This is a genomic window from Ureibacillus sinduriensis BLB-1 = JCM 15800 (assembly GCF_000772955.1).
Lineage (GTDB): Bacteria > Bacillota > Bacilli > Bacillales_A > Planococcaceae > Ureibacillus > Ureibacillus sinduriensis.
Window position 1 is genome coordinate 86,025 of sequence record NZ_JPVO01000051.1, and the last position, 17,958, is coordinate 103,982.

The window sequence follows — 17,958 nt, forward strand, 5'->3', positions numbered from 1 at the left end:
CCAGCAAAAGGCTTCTTTTATTTTAGATTCATCTCTTTTTTTGTATTATTCCGTCTCTACATAGATAGCTAGCGGCAAATTGCTTCCACCGGCATGCATTACTTCGAGACGAATCACTTCAGAACTGCCTTGCACCAAATGGCCAGGAAGCTCTAAATACTCGGTTCCCGGTCTTAGTGTGGGAATCAAATAGACTTGTCCATTTATTTTAATGGCCCCACTATAGAATCCACCACGTCCAGACAATTTCAGTTTTACCTTTTGGGCTTGTCCAGTTGGGTTATCTATCGGGATATTCACCAAATAGTTGATGCCAAAATGACCCGAATTCCCCATTATTCCATTAGGATGCTGCATGGAACTTTCTTCATTGAGTAAATGGTCTGTTTTTCCATTTGAAATGCTGTAGCCTACCTCGGAAGTACCAATTGTGTAAGTTGGAAACTCCGAAAGTATCGTTGAGCTTGACCAAACACCTCTCGGATGCGGCGCTTGAGGATTCACAGGCACCGGTTCCGAATGAATTGAAGTCAAATCTTCGTTACTTTTAGAAAGTACTGTTCGAATTATATAGTTGCTTTCACTGCTGCCGATTGGCTGAATATCCAAATCATGAAGGAACCCGATAATATACGTATTATACAAATCATATGATTCTATGATTTTCGTTTCACCTGGACCGATCGTGACTCCATTGCTCTCGGATTGATTTAGCTTGTCATTTAGAACGCCATCAGCAATTGGTAATCCTATATCATAATTAATCCAACTGTTCCCGCTTGTTTTAAATACTCCCTCCGACTTTGTTACTTTCAAACTTGTTGTTGTCGAAGTATTTTCTATAGTAATTCCTAGAACTATATCTCTTCCAAGGTTATTGTGGTGCCATCCAAAAACTCGATGCTCATTCAACGCTTCGGTAGATTGTACCTTTTGTTGTGAAAGTGTGGCAGTTGAATTTGATATTAAATTAGGAGTTAATGACTCAGGATTATCACTTACCAATAATGTACGATTACCCGTTAAACTGGCATTTGGTGTTGCCTGTGGCACCTTTGTGGAACCAAAGGATTTTTCTAGAAACTCGCTTGTGAACATATACTCGTACAAATATATGTACATTTCTTTCTGCTTTTCAAGATATCTCAAGTTCCCGCCCGGTCCGAATGCATTCACGATGAAATGCACAGGAACATACATTTTGCCGGACTGTTTAAATGGTTTCTCGTTTATTGTAACTGTTTCATTATTGACCAGAACGTTATTGCTTCCGTTAGTAAAAACAAAAATCAATCCCGAAATCTGTAATTCAAATTGTTGATCTGAAATCCACTTTCCTGAAGAATTTTCGAGATTTTCATGGAAATACTGTGCCGGAATATAAGATCTGCCCAGTTTCGAAAGTATGGGATCACCCATTATGATTCGTTTATTATTTATATGTAAATAATATGGGTCACTCATTTCGGAATCGTTTTGCGGTTTGTCATCAAAAGCAATATCTACCCTTTGCGACTTTGAATTCCATATTACGTCTCCACCGAAGTTTTCACTCAAAAATCGAATCGGTACATAAGTTCTATTTTTGTATATGAACGGGGCAACACTTACAGAAACCGTAGTCCCATTAACTTTGGCCTTTTTTGAATTTAATGTTACATCCACCTTGCTTCCATCTTTCACGGCACTGGCCGTCAATGTCTTCTTATCCCAATTTACAGTTGCACCGATGATTTCATAAAAGTCCCTCATGGGTAAAAACAGTGAACCAGACTTGTTTACTATTGGCGCATTAAAAGTGACCTTCTTGCCATTAACGACAATCGTCACATTATTTTTTAGATAAATCCCATTGCCCGCATATTGGCTGGCTAATGCTTTCTCATGGCTGAACAAAAAAAGTGACATAGCGACTAGCATTGTTATAATACCGAACTTTTTAATATAATTCATTTTTTCTTTTGAAGAACTCCTTTTTTTACTTATAATCCTATCATATGTATTTTTAAACTTGGTCCTTTTGGATGAAAATCGTTCTATTGACCCCTTTAACATAGCAGGCTTTTCCGCGAAAAAAAGCACTCCTCCCGAAAAAGGGAAGAATGCTTTTCCATTATTGCAATGTGATTAGTTCCTCATGAGTAAATGCCCTAGAACGTGTAAGGAAGCGTTTTCCCTCTACACCTTCCAATGAAAACATTCCACCCCGCCCTTCCACAACATCAATAATCAGCTGCGTGTGCTTCCAGTAGTCAAACTGGCTTTTGTGCATATAGAATTTGGCACCGCCAATCTCACCAAGCAGAATATCCGCATTCCCAAGAATTAGATCTCCCTCTGGATAACACATGGGCGAAGAACCATCACAGCACCCGCCAGATTGATGGAACATAATGGGGCCGTGTTTCTCTTTTAACCTTTCAATCAATTCAAGTGCGGCATCAGTAGCAGTTACACGTTCAACCACATGAGCCCCCCTTTTTTAAATGAATTAGAAGAAGCCAAGTTTGTTAGGGCTATAGCTTACAAGCAAGTTTTTTGTTTGTTGGTAGTGTTCCAGCATCATTTTATGGTTTTCACGTCCTACACCGGACATTTTATAGCCTCCAAAGGCAGCATGTGCCGGGTAAGCGTGATAGCAATTCGTCCATACACGACCCGCTTCGATTCCACGACCAAAGCGGTAAGCAGTATTCATGTCGCGTGTCCAAACGCCTGCACCTAGTCCATAAAGTGTATCGTTAGCGATTTCCAACGCCTCTTCCTTTGTTTTAAACGTCGTCACCGCAACGACTGGACCGAAGATTTCTTCTTGGAAGATACGCATGCTGTTATCCCCTTTAAAGACAGTTGGTTGGATATAATAGCCATCTGCCAGGTCCCCTTCCAAAGCATTGCGGTCGCCACCCGCCAACACCTGTGCTCCTTCTTGCTTGCCGATATCTAAATAAGACAGGATTTTTTCCATTTGCTCGGAAGATGCTTGGGCACCCATCATCGTACTTGGATCCAATGGATTTCCCGTTTTAATAGCTTCCACACGCTTTAATGCTCGTTCCATAAATTTATCGTAAATAGATTCCTGGATTAATGCACGGGATGGGCAAGTACATACTTCGCCCTGATTTAGTGCAAATAGTACAAAGCCTTCAATTGCCTTATCCAGAAATTCATCATCTGCATCCATTACATCTTCAAAGAAGATATTTGGTGACTTCCCACCCAATTCAAGTGTTACCGGAATAATATTTTGTGAGGCATATTGCATAATTAAACGACCTGTCGTTGTTTCACCAGTGAAGGCAATTTTCCCGATGCGCGGGTTGGAAGCAAGTGGTTTTCCAGCCTCTAATCCAAATCCATTCACTATATTCACAACCCCCGGTGGCAATAAATCTTCAATCAACTCCATTAACACCATAATGGATGTCGGTGTTTGCTCCGCAGGTTTTAATACTACACAGTTTCCGGCTGCAAGTGCAGGTGCCAATTTCCAAACAGCCATTAGTAAAGGGAAATTCCATGGAATGATTTGTCCTACTACACCGATAGGTTCATGGAAGTGATATGCTACCGTATCGTTATCAATTTGGCTCAGTCCGCCTTCTTGTGCACGAATAGCTCCCGCAAAGTATCGGAAATGATCAACAGCAAGCGGCAAGTCGGCATTTAACGTCTCGCGAACAGCTTTCCCATTTTCCCAAGTTTCGGCAACAGCCAACAATTCCAAATTCTCTTCGATTCGATCGGCAATCTTATTTAAAATATTGGCACGTTCTGCTACAGATGTTTTACCCCAAGCCTCTTTCGCTTCATGTGCTGCGTCCAATGCCAACTCAATATCTTCTTCAGTTGAACGAGCAACTTCGGTAAAAGCCTTCCCTGTAACTGGTGTCACGTTCTCGAAGTATTGCCCTCTAACAGGTGGTGTCCATTTACCCCCGATATAATTGTCATATCGATCCTTGAAATTAATAATCGCGCCTTCTGTGTTAGGAAATGCATAAGCCATTGTTAATACTGACATAATTATAGTCTCCCCTTTTCAACTATTAATCTTCCAATACCTTTACACCGAAGTACCCCAATCTAAAAGGTATTTAGTAATATATATTGTTTGAGCTGCGAAAATATATCTAAAACTTCTATTTTTTAAAAGAAATCTTTTCGACAAACAGATAAACTGGTAGAAAGAACATAGTGTTTAAAAGAGAACCAACAAGGAATGTTTCTGGTATATATGGTCTACAATAGTAGAGCCAATGAAAATGAATATTGTATACTTGATTTACTACAAATTATAGGAGAGTTTATGAGAATTAATAAATTTTTGAGCGAAACGGGTGTTACATCGCGCCGTGGGGCAGATAAATGGATTGAAGCAGGACGAATCACGATTAATGGCGAACTTGCTTCCATCGGCAGTCAAGTGAACGAGGGGGATGTGGTCTGTGTAGATGGCAAACCAGTTATGAGAGAGGAAGAACTTGTCTATATTGCTTTAAATAAACCGGTAGGCATAACAAGTACAACTGAACAGCATATAAAAGGGAATGTTGTTGATTTTGTTGGGCATTCCAAAAGAATCTTTCATATCGGGCGCCTTGATAAAGAATCCGAGGGTCTACTATTATTGACAAACGATGGGGATATTGTTAATGAAATCCTGCGTGCAGAAAATCATCATGAAAAAGAATATGTTGTTCAAGTAGACCATCCTATTACTGATGAGTTTTTAAAGAACATGGCTCTAGGTGTAGAGATTTTGGATACGAAGACTTTACCTTGCAGGGTTGAAAAAGTGTCATCTCACGTTTTTAAGATCATTTTGGAGCAAGGGTTGAACCGTCAAATCCGACGTATGTGTTCAGCTCTTGGTTATTCCGTCAAAAGACTGCAGCGAATTCGTATTATGAATATTCATCTCGGAAACCTGAAAGTAGGCCAATGGCGCGACTTAACGGCAAAAGAGAAGGACGAGCTGTTTACTCTGTTAAAGTACCACCCGAAAAATTAACTAGAGCTATTCTGATTACCGGGTGATGATATTCATTACCACGTCGAAATAATGGCAAAGTCAATCTCCTTCCGAGCAAACTTCATTGGTTCCAAAGAAAAGTCACGAAGGACATGCAATACTGGCCCTGCGGCTTTTATGCTATATCCTTACGACTAGGAACCACCATTTCAATGTTCTTTAGGTATGCACAAAATCGCATCATTAAAGTTCCTACAATTCAAGGCGCATAAAAAGGGAAGCCATGATAGCTTCCCCTTTTTTATAGGCCGCCAAGATAGGCTGCTTTGACTTGTTCGCTTTCCTGTAGCTCTTTTGCTGTTCCAGAAAGAACAATTTTCCCCGTTTCGATTACATAAGCACGATTTGCGATAGAAAGTGCCATATTCGCATTTTGCTCTACAAGCAATACGGTCGTTCCTTTTTCATTGACCATTTTGATAATTTCAAAGATTTGCTTTACGATTAATGGCGCCAATCCCATGGATGGCTCATCTAGCAGCAAGAGCTTTGGTTTTGCCATAAGGGCCCTACCCATCGCTAACATTTGCTGTTCCCCACCCGACAAAGTACCAGATGGCTGTTTACGACGTTCCCCTAAAATCGGGAACAATCCATAAACATTTGCTATGTCCTTTTTAATTTCCTCACGATCTGTGCGTAAATACGCTCCAAGCTCCAAGTTTTCCTCAACTGACATGGTCGAGAATACACGTCTACCTTCCGGAACGTGTGAGATGCCAACTTTCACTATCGCCTGTGCAGGTTTTCCGCCGATTTGCTGGGTTTGGTACAAAACTTCGCCTTTTTTTGGTTTTAACAAACCGGATAAAGTTTTTAGAAGCGTTGATTTTCCAGCTCCATTTGCTCCAATTAGCGTAACAATTTCACCTTCATTCACTTCCAAGGAGACCTCTTTTAATGCATGAATGTTTCCATAAAACACATCGATGTTATTTACCTTTAGCATTAATCATCAACCTCCTCACCAAGATACGCTTCAATTACCTTCGGATTGTTTCGGATTTCTTCTGGCGTTCCATCCGCAATCAGTTGACCATGGTCGAGTACGTAAATACGTTCACAAATTCCCATAACCAAATGCATATCATGTTCGATTAATAGTATCGTTAAGTTAAATTCCTTACGAATAAATGCAATTAACTCCATCAAATCATGCGTTTCTTGAGGATTCATTCCGGCAGCTGGTTCGTCAAGTAATAATAACTTCGGTTTGGCAGCTAACGCACGGGCAATTTCCAAACGTCTCTGCATTCCATATGGCAGATTTTTTGCTAGTTCATCTTTATATACGTCCAAACCAAAAATCTTCAAAAACTCGATCGATTCCTGCTCCATTTTGGCTTCCCCGCTGAAATGGCTTGGCAAACGGAGAATTGACGAAATAATTGAATGCTTTGCTATGTTATGGTTGGCCACTTTTACATTATCGAGAACCGACAGATCCTTGAATAAGCGAATGTTCTGGAATGTACGGCTCATTCCAAGCTTTGTCACCTGATACGGTTTTAGTCCTTTTAAGTTTTTGCCATCAAAAGCAATAGTCCCAAAAGTGGGCTGGTAAACACCCGTTATCATATTAAACGTCGTTGTTTTACCAGCACCATTCGGGCCAATTAAACCGACCAGTTCCCCTTGGTTTAAGTACAGGTTTACATTTTGGACGGCCTTTAAACCTCCAAATTGGATGCCGACATTTTCTGCTTTGATAAGAAGGTTACTTGTCATATTTTAGTACCTCCCTTTTTGCCAAATTTAAATAATGAAGTAATTTCTTTTGTCCCCATCAATCCCGTTGGACGATAAAGCATGACAAGTATCAGTACAAGGGAGTAAATAATCATGCGTGTCTCCGGGAAATTTGCTAAATAGGCAGATACGACAGTTAAAAAGATTGCTGCAATAACCGAACCTGAAAGACTTCCTAAACCACCTAAAACAACATAGATTAAAATATCAAAGGATTTTAAGAAGTTGAATGTAGTCGGTTGAATAATGAAAAAGTTATGTGCATAAATAGCACCTGCAAGACCTGCGAATAATGAACCGATTGTAAAGGCCACAACTTTGTAATAAGTCGTATTTATACCCATTGCATCTGCTGCAATTTCATCTTCACGGATGGAGATCGCCCCGCGGCCATGTCTAGATTTTGTAAAGTTGGAAATAACGATGATTGTAATAACTACCCCTGCAAAAGCATAAGTCCATGTCGTCATATTCATGACCACCATACCAGCAGCTCCGCCGACATAGTCCACATTTAAGAAAATAATCCGAATAATTTCAGCAAAACCCAGAGTTGCGATTGCTAGATAGTCCCCTTTTAATCGCAATGTTGGAATTCCTACCAGTAAACCAGCCAATGCGGCAACAACCGCTCCTAATAATAGGCCGACAGGAAGCGGCAATCCCAATTTCATAGTGGCAATGGCACTAAAATAAGCCCCCACCGCCATAAAGCCAGCATGTCCGATTGAAAATTGCCCTGTTATACCAATAATGATATGTAAACTCACGGCCAGCATGATGTTGATACACATTTGCACTAAAATGTTTTGATAATATAAATCTAGTATTCCACCTGATATTAACCCTTGAACGACTGCATAGATTACTAGCGCTAAAACAGAAAATACCCAAAAGGCTTTAGACTTTTTCATTTACCACCTCACCTACACTTTCTCTCGAGTATTTTTACCGAATATACCCGATGGTTTCAAGATTAAGATTAGAATTAAAATTACGAATGCCGCGGCATCTCTCCACAAGGAGAAACCAAGTGCGCTTACAACGGTTTCAACTAATCCTAAAGACAATCCTCCGACCATTGCTCCCGGTATACTTCCAATACCACCAAATACCGCCGCGATGAATGCCTTTAAGCCAGGTAAAACCCCCATCAATGGTTCTATCCTTGTATAATAAACACCGAAAATGACACCGGCTGCTCCCGCCAATGCGGAACCGATTGCAAATGTTGCGGAAATTGTATTATCCACGTTGATTCCCATCAATCTTGCTGCGTCCGCATCTAAAGAAACCGCACGCATCGCCTTTCCGATTTTCGTTTTATGAACAATAAATTGCAGCAAGATCATGAGAACAATCGTTACGGCCAAAATTAGTATTGATATCGAGCTTATATTTACGCCCAAAATATTAATTGAACTTTTTGGCAAAACTTCAGGATATGCTTCAGGCGAAGCCCCACGGAAGAATATTACCGTATACTCAATCAATAGCGAAACACCAATCGCTGTAATTAAAGCTGCAATACGTGTGGCACTCCTTAACCTTTTATAAGCAACGCGTTCAATTATTACCCCGATAATGGCACAAAGCACCATGGAAATGATCAAGGCGGGGAAAAAACCAATTTCCCATCGTGAAATTGCATAAAAGCCAATAAATGCCCCTAGCATAAAAACGTCACCATGTGCAAAGTTGATCAGCTTGATGATTCCATACACCATCGTATATCCCAGTGCAATCAATGCATAAATGCTTCCAAGCGATATACCATTTACTAATTGTTGGATCCATTCCATGAGTTCACACTCCTTTTTTCTTCAATTCTCTAGTTGGATAAACTAGATTTATAATTGTAAAAAGGGAGGCTAGACTCGCCCCCCCTCATTTGTTCAATTCGTTTAAACGTAAAACTTACGGATTAACTTTAGAGTTGAACTTCTGATTACCGTCTACGTACTCTAGAACTGTTGCGGATTTAACTGGGTTGTGTTTTTCATCAACTGAGAATGTACCTGTAATTAAACTTAAATTTTCTGTTTCAGCCAAAGCTTTTTGAATTGCTTCTCCATCTGTCGAACCTGCACGCTCAATTGCATCCTTGATGTAGTAAACTGTGTCATACCCTAACGCATGGAAAGCATTTGGCGACTCACTGAACTTTTCATTGAATGCTTCAACGAATCCTTGAATTGTTTCTTCAGGATCTTGGGATGAATAGTGATTTGTAATGAACGTGTTATTTAGAGCCTCTGCACCTGCCAGTTCTACCAGCGTTGGCGAGTCCCAACCATCAGCCCCCATTAGAGGTGCATCAATGCCCAACTCACGTGCTTGTTTAACAATTAACCCTACTTCTTCATAGTATCCTGGAATGAAGATGAAATTTGGATTTGCCGATTTAATGCGAGTTAGTGTCGATTTAAAGTCTGTATCGTCTGCTACATAAGCTTCTTCCGCTACCACTGTTCCACCATTTGCTTCAATTTGTTCTTTAAACGAAGCCGCTAATCCTTTTGCGTAATCTGAAGCATTATCTGCATAGATAGCTACATTTTTTGCACTAAGTTCGTTTGATGCAAAGTTTGCTGCTACAATCCCTTGGAATGGATCGATGAAGCATGTACGGAACACATAATCATTGATTGAGCCATCTTCATTTTCTGTAACATTTGGAGCCGTTCCCGATGCAGTGACAGTTGGGATTTTATATTGATTTGCAATTTGGGCTGTAGCGATTGCGTTCCCAGAAGTTGCTGGGGCGATCATTGCCGTAACCTTGTCTTGGGTTGCTAGCTTAATAGCAGCATTTGTAGCTTCAGCGTTCTCTGATTTATTGTCAACTTTAACTAATTCAATTTGTTTTCCATCGATTCCGCCAGCAGCGTTTATTTCTTCAATTGCCAATTCCGCACCATTTGCGATCGATGAACCATAGGATGCAACAGCACCTGAAAGTTCAAGGTTTGCACCAATTTTGATCACATCGCTACTTTCACTAGATGAAGAACTTCCGCCTTCAGTTTTTGTCCCTTCACTGGAACTGCAACCTGCTAGAGCTCCTACGATTAATGATGATGCCAAGAATACCGACGCGAATCTCTTTAATGTTTTTTTCTCTGTCATTGTTCTTTCCCCCCGAGTTTTGTTGCATAGAATCTTAAGTTTTAGTAATTATAATATTCAGAATAACTAAATTCAATAGCTAATCTAAATATTCTGAAATTAGAATCTATAAATATATCTATCTTTAACTAATTGACTTTATGATTGTAAAACATTCTTTATATTTAGTCTAGTGTGATTTTTTAGTAAATTTAGATTTTTTGTAAAAATACGCTCTTTTAAGCCTTTTAATAATAAAAAGCATTCATTGCACACGACTTTTTGCAAAGAAAAAACTGACTTTGAGTAGTTCATTAGTCAGTTTGAAGTCTTATTTTTTTGGAGGTATAAATTGCGGCTTTTGTAACCTTGGTCCAGGATTGTTTTCATTTCACCCCGACGTTTTTCTCTCGTTGCTTCTTGTTTGGCACTATAAACATAACGTGCCCAATCCTTTCGATATCCAGAAGTTAACGATTGATAAAAAGCCAGAATGTCTGGAACATCGTGCAGATCTTTTTCAATTTGGGGAATCATGTCCAAATAGTCATCCACACATTGACTGGCTTTTGCAGATTTCGTATTTTTCGGTTTAGCCTCTTCCTTTAACCCTACTACAGTAAAAACATCATCCAGGGCAACCATGCGAGCAAATTTTATTGTACTGCCGCCGATATAACCGTCCTCTTGCGCACCTAAACCTGCAAGCAATTCATCACGATGAATATACGTGGGATATACCTTATTCCCCTTTTTTGGATATGCTAGATAAATATAGCCCTTCTCTTCCAAGTAATTGCCCTCTACAATTTCATGTACGATTGATTGCAAAGAGTCCATATCCAATACAAACGCAAAAATTAAATCATAAATTTTCTTATCACCTAAATTTGTATCATATGCAGATAGTTCTTCAAAATAGGCTGTACCATCCGGAATATGAAGCAGGGCAACTTTTTTATATTTTTGTAACTTAAGCTTATCTACAATACTTGACAACTTTTTCCCTCCTATATGTCGTTATTCTTTCTCCCGGCTACGCACCGCGGATGAAGTAATGGATGGGAAGCGGATGGCGACGGTGGTCCCTTTTCCTTTGGAGCTCATATACTGAATAGATCCGTTATACTTTTCTACTATATTATTACAGATCATGACACCCAAACCAGTTCCCTTATTTTTAAGGGAATAAAAGGGTTTGCCTATTAATTCCAGTTCCTCTTTCGACATCCCGATTCCACTATCCTGCACCCTTATTTCAACAAAATTATCCTTTTCTTTTTGTGCTGTTATGATTATCTTCCCTCCAGGACTCGAGGCTTCTATTGCATTTTTCACTATATTCACTAAAAGTTGATGTAGCTCCATCTTATTTATATTAATATAACTACCTGCTTCAATTGCTACCTCAATTCTATTTTTATTTAGTAGACCATAAGATTGAAGTAATTCTGCCACACTGTTAATCGCTTTTTGTATATCCACTCTTTCTGTTTTGAGATTTTTGGCTGGCTGGGAGAGAGATAACAACTCGGAAATTACCTGTTCCGCACTATCTAGTTCTTCTATTAATAGTGGCAAGCTCTGCTTCATAGAATTATTTATTGAATGCTCTTGTTCGTAAAGCTGTAGATAACCCTTTACAACCGTTAAAGGGTTACGGATTTCATGTGCCACTGCCGCCGCCAGCTCTCCTGTTGTTTTCAATCTTTCAGCATGTTTTACTTGTTCATAATATAGCTTCATTCTCGCTATCCGTTCGGATGTAAAGTAAAAAATAAAATATAAGAATACCTGACTTCCGATAAAAGTTATAATATTCCCCACTGTATCACTCGTCACATTGGGGTAAAGACTCTTTTGTCCGCTACTAATAATATAAAGGATTGAACCAATTACCAGTACGGGGTTCAAAATAATAGAAGTATAAAACAGCTTTTTATCAAAAAATATAATGGGTATGGCGGGTATAAAGTAAATCAATAATATAGTTGACCCTGTTTCGGGGTATACCAAAAATAATGTATAGAAAAGTAAAATCGCCATCAACACAATCAACCACCGAAGAATACCTGACCGATGTTTTGGATAGATTAATAAACAAGCGGAAAATAAAACTACAAATACAAGATGGAGGTAATAACCAACCGAACCTTCCCCATACAATGCATTCTTGTAGAATAATCCCGAAATCATAATGACGATCAATAGATAGATAATCATGTAATATCTTTGTGCGTACAACTTTGTTACAATTTTCTCCATAAGTTTCCTACTCTGACCCTTCTTTTATCCTTACTCTAACTATCTCTCAAATTCCCAATTAATTGTACCTTCTAACAATATTTTCTACAAATGCCTTTTCCCTCTCATCTTGAAGACTCATCCTACATATCATGAAATTCATTAGTGAAAAACTTAAAGGAGGACTGTTACGATGAGAAAAGAGGAATGGAAGGTATCCATTAAGTTATTCCCCATAGTTCTACAGTGGTTCTTGAATAGTTGCCTAATTATGTTGGCTCTCATTCTATCATTTCTCCTGCTTAAAGAAATATTGGAATTTTTCAAGATACTATTATTAGGGAATAGTACCGATTATACGCTTATTCTCGCCAATATACTTCTCTTTTTCCTATATTTTGAATTTATAACGATGATTGCAAAATATTTTAAAGACGATTATCATTTCCCCCTACGTTACTTTCTGTATATCGGTATTACCGCCATGGTGCGATTGATAATTGTAGACCATGAGCATCCCCTCGATACATTACTCTTTTCGCTCGTTATTTTAATTTTAATCATTTGTTATTTCATTATTAATATTACGCCTCTGGAAAGACCCAAACGTTCCCGGTTTTTTAGAGAAAATGACTAAATGCGGTATTTTAGTAATTCCGCCTTCTCCCAATGCATTCTAAGTTTACCCGTCAGGACAATCGCTATAAACCAAAAATCCCCTGTTCCCAAATTTTTCTTTTAGTGCATACACTATTGGAAAAACGGAGGATTTAAAAAACCATGTATAATGGAAATCCATATTATTACGTGCAATATGTCCCAATGAATCCAAACATCCCTTATAATCCAGTCCCTTATCAATACGTACAGCGAAATCAACAACAAAGGCCAAGTGTTCAGACGATTATGCAAACGATTCGCAGTCAGCATGGCAATCTGTACACTCAGCTTGAACAAGCGGGTGTAAATCGACAATTGATCGAAACATTCTTTTTCCATGTCGTGAATTTTACAAGGAATCAAGCAAATATTAATCAGTCTGCTAGCCAAATCTATACACAATTCCAGAGGGAAACACCTTGGTTTAACCTCTTTGTCCGTTCGTTAAATATCCCATTAAGCACCATTGATCGCATCTTAACAAGAGTAATTGAGATTACCTTAAATATTCTTAGTGACAATCAACCAGGACCCGGACCAACTCCAAGCCCGGGACCTGGTCAAAGGTGGGCTGACTGGGAAAGTCTCGGCGGCACAATCATTGGCGCGCCCACTGTTTCATCGTGGAGTCCTAACCGCTTAGATGTCTTTGCTAGAGGAACGGATAATGCACTTTACCATATTTGGTGGGACGGTAGTCGCTGGAGCAACTGGGAAAACCTCGGCGGTGTTTTGACTGCTCCTCCAGCTGCCGTTTCATGGGGGCCTAATCGCATAGATGTATTCGTTTGGGGAACGGATAATGCACTTTATCATAAATGGTGGGACGGCAGTCGTTGGAATGATTGGGAAAACCTTGGCGGTACATTAACAAGTGGACCTGGTGTTTCTTCCCGGCGAGCTAACCAATTGGATGTCTTTGTAAGAGGGTCTGGCAACCGACTTTATAAAAAAACATGGAACGGGGCGAGCTGGGAAGAGTGGGAAGACCTTGGCGGAAACCTAAACTCCGAACCTGCATCCATTTCGTGGGGGCCTAATCGCATAGATGTCTTTGCCAGAGGGCAAAACAATGATTTAATACACAAATGGTGGAGCAATAACAATTGGAGCGGCTGGGAAAGCCTGGGTGGTACACTGACAAGTGCTCCAACCGTTTCATCACGTCGTGCGAATCATCTTGATGTCTTTGTAAGAGGAACTGGAAACCGTTTATATAAGCGTTCCTGGAATGGATCGAGATGGGACAGTTGGGAGTCCATAGGGGGCAACTTGACAAGTGCTCCTGCAGCTGTCTCTTGGGGCCCTAATCGTACAGATGTCTTTGCTAGAGGGCAAAACAACGATTTGGTCCATACGTATCAAGGGCGATGATAATTTAAAACGCGTAGCCAGTGGGACCTGGCTACACGTTTCTCCCTTATTTTTTATTTTTACTAATGTAAACTATACTGCTATGGAACTATAATAGATGTTAGGTGATTAAATTTTCTAAATTTTCCACAAATGCAATTCAAGCCCAATAATCGGAAATTTTGACTGCTCTAATCATTCTTAGCGCCTCAACCTTCCAAAAAGGAGAGAATTTAAATGGAAAAGAAAAATCTACAATTGGCAATCGCCTTAAGACACGAATTACATACACATCCAGAACTATCCTATGAAGAAGTTTGGACGAGACAACGGCTGATTAACTTCCTGAAAGAACATACAAACAATCTTGAAATAATAGATGAAGGAAAAAAATATTTTTACGCAGCTTACCGAGCTGGAGCAGGGAAAAAAGGTATTGCTTTTCGCGCGGATTTTGATGCGCTTCCTATCCCGGAGACAATCAGCCTTCCTTGGGGATCAACTATTTCCGGCATTGCACATAAATGTGGGCATGATGGCCATTCCTCCTCATTAGCAGGTTTTGCTCTGGAGGTGGACCAAAAGGGGGCGGATCATAATATCTTCTTCCTCTTCCAACACGCGGAAGAAACTGCACAGGGCGCAATTGAGGCAAAAGAGATTCTTTATAAGGAAAAGATCGACGAAATATACGGATTCCATAATATGCCCGGTATTCCGATGAAAACAGTCAGTGTCATTGATGGTACTGCCCACTTTGCATCTCGTGGTATGTCCATTGAAATGGTCGGCTACCCTTCCCATGCAAGTGAGCCGGAAAAAGGTGTCAACCCTTCATATGCAATAGCAAAAGTTATTGACGCCATACCTTCATTCACTTCCCCAGAGACGAATGATGGCCTCGTCCTTTGCACAGTAATCCAAATCGATGTTGGCTCTGAAAACTATGGCATCGCTGCCCATAAGGGTGCTTTGAAAATGACTATTCGGGCAGAAAGAGAAGCGGAACTAGATCAATTGCAAAAAAATCTTGAAAACTTAAGCATGCAGCTCGGTAAACAATACGGCATCCACGTAAGCTTCAAGTACAACGATATATTCCCGGAGACAGTTAACACAAAAGAATGTTCAGATGTCGTGAGAGAGGTTTGCCGCGAAAAAGGTTTGGCATGGCAGGAACTCCCTACGCCTTATCGAGCCTCCGAAGATTTTGGAGAGTATTTAAAACAAGTAAAGGGCTCTTATTTCTATGTTGGCAGTGGAGAAAATCATCCTGGAATTCATACACTCGAATACGATTTCCCGGACGATATAATTGAAACTGTTGTTGAAGTATATAAGGGGATTGCTGGTATGAAACATTAGGGCAAAAAAAGATTCGTTTCTAAGGAAGACTTTCCTTTGAAACGAATCTTTTATAAAAGCGATAAAATTACTCCTCCGACCACACCTAAAATGACAACAATCCAAGGGGCAACCCTCCAGTACGCTAGCATACTAAATAGAACAACGGCAAATACAAAGTCAACCGGTTTTACAACGGCGGAAGTAAAAATGGGATCATAAAGAGCTGAAATCAAAATTCCTACCACAGCTGCATTCATTCCCATGAAGGCCCCTTTCATTTTTCCATTTTTACGTAAAGCGTTCCAAAATGGCAACGTTCCAAATACAAGTAAAAATGCAGGTAAAAAAATGGCAACTGTTGCTAGAAGACCTCCTAGCCATCCATCCATAATGGTTCCAATATACGCAGCAAAGGTAAACATTGGACCCGGTACTGCTTGTGTTGCTCCGTATCCTGCCAAAAAGGACTCTTCACTAATCAACCCTGTCGTTACAAACTCGCGCTCGAGTAACGGCAACACGACATGTCCGCCCCCAAATACGAGAGATCCTGCACGATAAAAACTATCGAACATCGCTACTAAACGAGAAGATGTAATTTCCCTTAGCACCGGAAGAACAATTAATAGTCCAAAAAATAGCGTGATGCAGAAGACACCAACCTTCTTCGTAATGGGAAAGGAAAGACCAGAAGTTTCTTCCTCATTGTTTTGCTTAAAAAGGAAGTATCCCACTACACCCGCCAATAAGATGATCCCTACTTGAGCAAAAGTGGTTTTCCATAAAAGGACGACGGCTATTGCCAAGATAGCAAGCGCTTTTCGAGATAAATCCGGCGTTAAATTCTTTGCCATTCCTAAAATGGCGTGTGCTACTACCGCAACAGCCACAATTTTTAGTCCATGAATCCAACCGGCATCGGCAACGTCCAAACCTTGAACTAGCAATGCGAATATGATCAATGCGATAACAGAAGGCATGGTAAAACCCAGGAACGAGATAATGCCACCTAGAATACCGCCTCTCATTACACCAATACCTATTCCTACTTGACTACTGGCAGGGCCAGGTAAGAACTGACATAAAGCAACCAGGTCGGCATAGGTTTTCTCGTCCAGCCACTTTTTCCGGAGAATATATTCTTCATGAAAGTAGCCTAAATGTGCTGTTGGTCCACCAAAAGATGTAAGGCCTAAGCGGGTTGATACTTTCAGGATTTCAATCAAAGATTTTAAACTCATTTATTAATATTCCTTTTTCCCTTTTTCCTAACATCTTATCAAAGGAGGGATAAGCATACAGCTCACAGAAGATTTCTTTACAAAACTTTAAATTATACAAAGATAATAATTCGAGGTTGATTGATATAAAAAAAGAGAAATCATGAGCAATGACTTCTCTTCCTAATTAAAAATCTACACTTTTTTAACTTTCTCTACGTCGGTTCCTTCTTCGATTTTCAGCTCATCTGTTGCATCATCCATTACACCTTTGGTCGAGGTTTTAAATTCTCTTAACGTATCCCCCACCGCTCGGCCGAGTTGCGGGAGTTTTGAAGGTCCAAAAATAATCAATGCCAACACTAGAATAATGATCAACCCAGGTACACCAATACTTGCCATGAAAAATAGCCTCCTTTAATTCTCTCAATAAAGAAAAGATGCTAAACTACTTCCCCTCCACTACTATCGGGGGCAAGCTGTTCTCTTCTCCTTTTTTCACCCCAGCTGGATACGCTGATACTGATTTCAAATAGCAATAATAGCGGCACAATGATGACAAAATCAGAAATAAAATCAGGTGGAGAAATTGACACCCCTACAACAATCAAAATAAAATAGGCAACTTTACGCATCTTACGTAATCGATCTGGTGTGACAACCCCGATGCTTGTTAAAAATAGAATAACTACCGGCAGCTCAAAAACAAGCCCCACAGGAATCGTCAAGTTAAAAAGCAATGAGAAATATTGCTGAATTCCGTAGGTTTCGACAGCACCAATTGAGATATTCACATTCGATAAAAAATTAAGCATTAAAGGGAATAGAATAAAATAGCTGAAGCTTATGCCTAATAAAAACAAGAAAAATGATATAGGAATGTAAAATATGGTCCCTTTTGCTTCCCTCTCATTAAGTCCCGGTTTCACAAATAACCAGATCTGCCAAAGAGCGATGGGCAATGTAATCAAAATTGCCAAAATTAGTGCACATTTCACATAAATCATCAACCCATCTGTATAACCGAATAGATTCCAGTCAACCCCTTGGGCTGAGGGTTGATCCTTAATAAGATTCAATGTTTTTGGTGCAAACCAAAATCCAATTAGGAGCGACACAACTAAAGTTACAGCTACAATAATTACTCTTTTCCTTAATTCCTCCAAATGTTCAACGAGCGTTAATTCATTCTCATGATTCACATTTATCACCCTAGTTTCTAATAAGCCCTTTTATATT

17 protein-coding genes are annotated in these 17,958 nt (G+C 39.8%); 4 read left to right on the forward strand and 13 right to left on the reverse strand.

What is annotated here, in order from left to right; genetic code table 11:
* Nucleotides 1-45: 45 nt before the first annotated feature.
* The 3 genes from CD33_RS11040 to adh all read right to left on the reverse strand — a co-directional run bounded on the left by CD33_RS11040 (nt 46) and on the right by adh (nt 4,012).
* A complete protein-coding gene (locus tag CD33_RS11040) occupies nt 46-1,953 on the reverse strand; it encodes a copper amine oxidase N-terminal domain-containing protein (protein WP_036200987.1) in 1,908 nt (635 codons plus the stop codon).
* A gap of 160 nt (nt 1,954-2,113) precedes the next feature.
* Nucleotides 2,114-2,467: a DUF779 domain-containing protein gene (locus CD33_RS11045; protein WP_036200815.1), complete on the reverse strand. Its 354-nt coding sequence runs from the start codon at nt 2,465-2,467 to the stop codon at nt 2,114-2,116.
* A 24-nt stretch (nt 2,468-2,491) separates the two neighbouring features.
* A complete protein-coding gene (adh, locus tag CD33_RS11050; RefSeq protein WP_036200988.1) occupies nt 2,492-4,012 on the reverse strand; it encodes an aldehyde dehydrogenase in 1,521 nt (506 codons plus the stop codon).
* Nucleotides 4,013-4,312: 300 nt separating this feature from the next.
* Between adh and rluF the strand changes: the two genes are divergently transcribed.
* The gene (gene rluF, locus CD33_RS11055; RefSeq protein ID WP_036200817.1) at nt 4,313-5,017 is read left to right on the forward strand and encodes a 23S rRNA pseudouridine(2604) synthase RluF; all 705 of its coding nucleotides are present in this window, start codon (nt 4,313-4,315) and stop codon (nt 5,015-5,017) included.
* Between the two features lie 262 nt (nt 5,018-5,279).
* Here the strand turns inward: rluF and CD33_RS11060 are convergent, their stop codons facing one another.
* From CD33_RS11060 to CD33_RS11090, 7 genes are all read right to left on the reverse strand, one after another.
* Complete coding sequence (locus tag CD33_RS11060; protein WP_036200820.1) at nt 5,280-5,987, reverse strand: ABC transporter ATP-binding protein; 708 nt, start codon at nt 5,985-5,987, stop codon at nt 5,280-5,282.
* Nucleotides 5,987-6,766 (reverse strand): ABC transporter ATP-binding protein, encoded by a 780-nt coding sequence (locus CD33_RS11065; protein WP_036200822.1) that lies wholly within the window; start codon nt 6,764-6,766, stop codon nt 5,987-5,989. The genes CD33_RS11060 and CD33_RS11065 overlap by 1 nt, the downstream gene beginning before the upstream one ends.
* Nucleotides 6,763-7,701: a branched-chain amino acid ABC transporter permease gene (locus CD33_RS11070; protein WP_036200825.1), complete on the reverse strand. Its 939-nt coding sequence runs from the start codon at nt 7,699-7,701 to the stop codon at nt 6,763-6,765. The genes CD33_RS11065 and CD33_RS11070 overlap by 4 nt, the downstream gene beginning before the upstream one ends.
* Before the next feature lie 12 nt (nt 7,702-7,713).
* A complete protein-coding gene (locus tag CD33_RS11075; protein WP_036200827.1) occupies nt 7,714-8,589 on the reverse strand; it encodes a branched-chain amino acid ABC transporter permease in 876 nt (291 codons plus the stop codon).
* 115 nt (nt 8,590-8,704) lie between these two features.
* Nucleotides 8,705-9,916, reverse strand: coding sequence for an ABC transporter substrate-binding protein (locus CD33_RS11080; protein WP_036200829.1), 1,212 nt, complete (start codon nt 9,914-9,916; stop codon nt 8,705-8,707).
* A 297-nt stretch (nt 9,917-10,213) separates the two neighbouring features.
* Nucleotides 10,214-10,894, reverse strand: a complete 681-nt coding sequence (locus CD33_RS11085; RefSeq protein WP_036200831.1) for a YdeI/OmpD-associated family protein — start codon at nt 10,892-10,894, stop codon at nt 10,214-10,216.
* Nucleotides 10,895-10,915: 21 nt separating this feature from the next.
* Nucleotides 10,916-12,160 carry an ATP-binding protein gene (locus tag CD33_RS11090; RefSeq protein ID WP_036200833.1) on the reverse strand — a complete coding sequence of 415 codons (1,245 nt, stop codon included), beginning with the start codon at nt 12,158-12,160 and terminating at the stop codon, nt 10,916-10,918.
* Nucleotides 12,161-12,332: 172 nt separating this feature from the next.
* On the opposite strand from CD33_RS11090, the gene psiE reads away from it, so the two are divergent.
* From psiE to CD33_RS11105, 3 genes are all read left to right on the forward strand, one after another.
* Complete coding sequence (gene psiE, locus CD33_RS11095) at nt 12,333-12,776, forward strand: phosphate-starvation-inducible protein PsiE (protein ID WP_036200834.1); 444 nt, start codon at nt 12,333-12,335, stop codon at nt 12,774-12,776.
* A gap of 143 nt (nt 12,777-12,919) precedes the next feature.
* Complete coding sequence (locus CD33_RS11100; RefSeq protein ID WP_036200835.1) at nt 12,920-14,173, forward strand: DUF8189 domain-containing protein; 1,254 nt, start codon at nt 12,920-12,922, stop codon at nt 14,171-14,173.
* Nucleotides 14,174-14,389: 216 nt separating this feature from the next.
* Nucleotides 14,390-15,517 (forward strand): M20 metallopeptidase family protein, encoded by a 1,128-nt coding sequence (locus CD33_RS11105; RefSeq protein ID WP_036200836.1) that lies wholly within the window; start codon nt 14,390-14,392, stop codon nt 15,515-15,517.
* Between the two features lie 50 nt (nt 15,518-15,567).
* Here CD33_RS11105 and chrA read toward each other — a convergent pair whose 3' ends face one another.
* The 3 genes from chrA to tatC form a co-directional block, all read right to left on the reverse strand.
* The gene (gene chrA, locus CD33_RS11110; RefSeq protein WP_036200838.1) at nt 15,568-16,740 is read right to left on the reverse strand and encodes a chromate efflux transporter; all 1,173 of its coding nucleotides are present in this window, start codon (nt 16,738-16,740) and stop codon (nt 15,568-15,570) included.
* Between the two features lie 174 nt (nt 16,741-16,914).
* Nucleotides 16,915-17,121: a twin-arginine translocase TatA/TatE family subunit gene (gene tatA / locus CD33_RS11115; protein WP_036200839.1), complete on the reverse strand. Its 207-nt coding sequence runs from the start codon at nt 17,119-17,121 to the stop codon at nt 16,915-16,917.
* Nucleotides 17,122-17,162: 41 nt separating this feature from the next.
* Nucleotides 17,163-17,921 (reverse strand): twin-arginine translocase subunit TatC, encoded by a 759-nt coding sequence (tatC, locus tag CD33_RS11120; RefSeq protein ID WP_036200840.1) that lies wholly within the window; start codon nt 17,919-17,921, stop codon nt 17,163-17,165.
* Between the last annotated feature and the right edge of the window lie 37 nt (nt 17,922-17,958).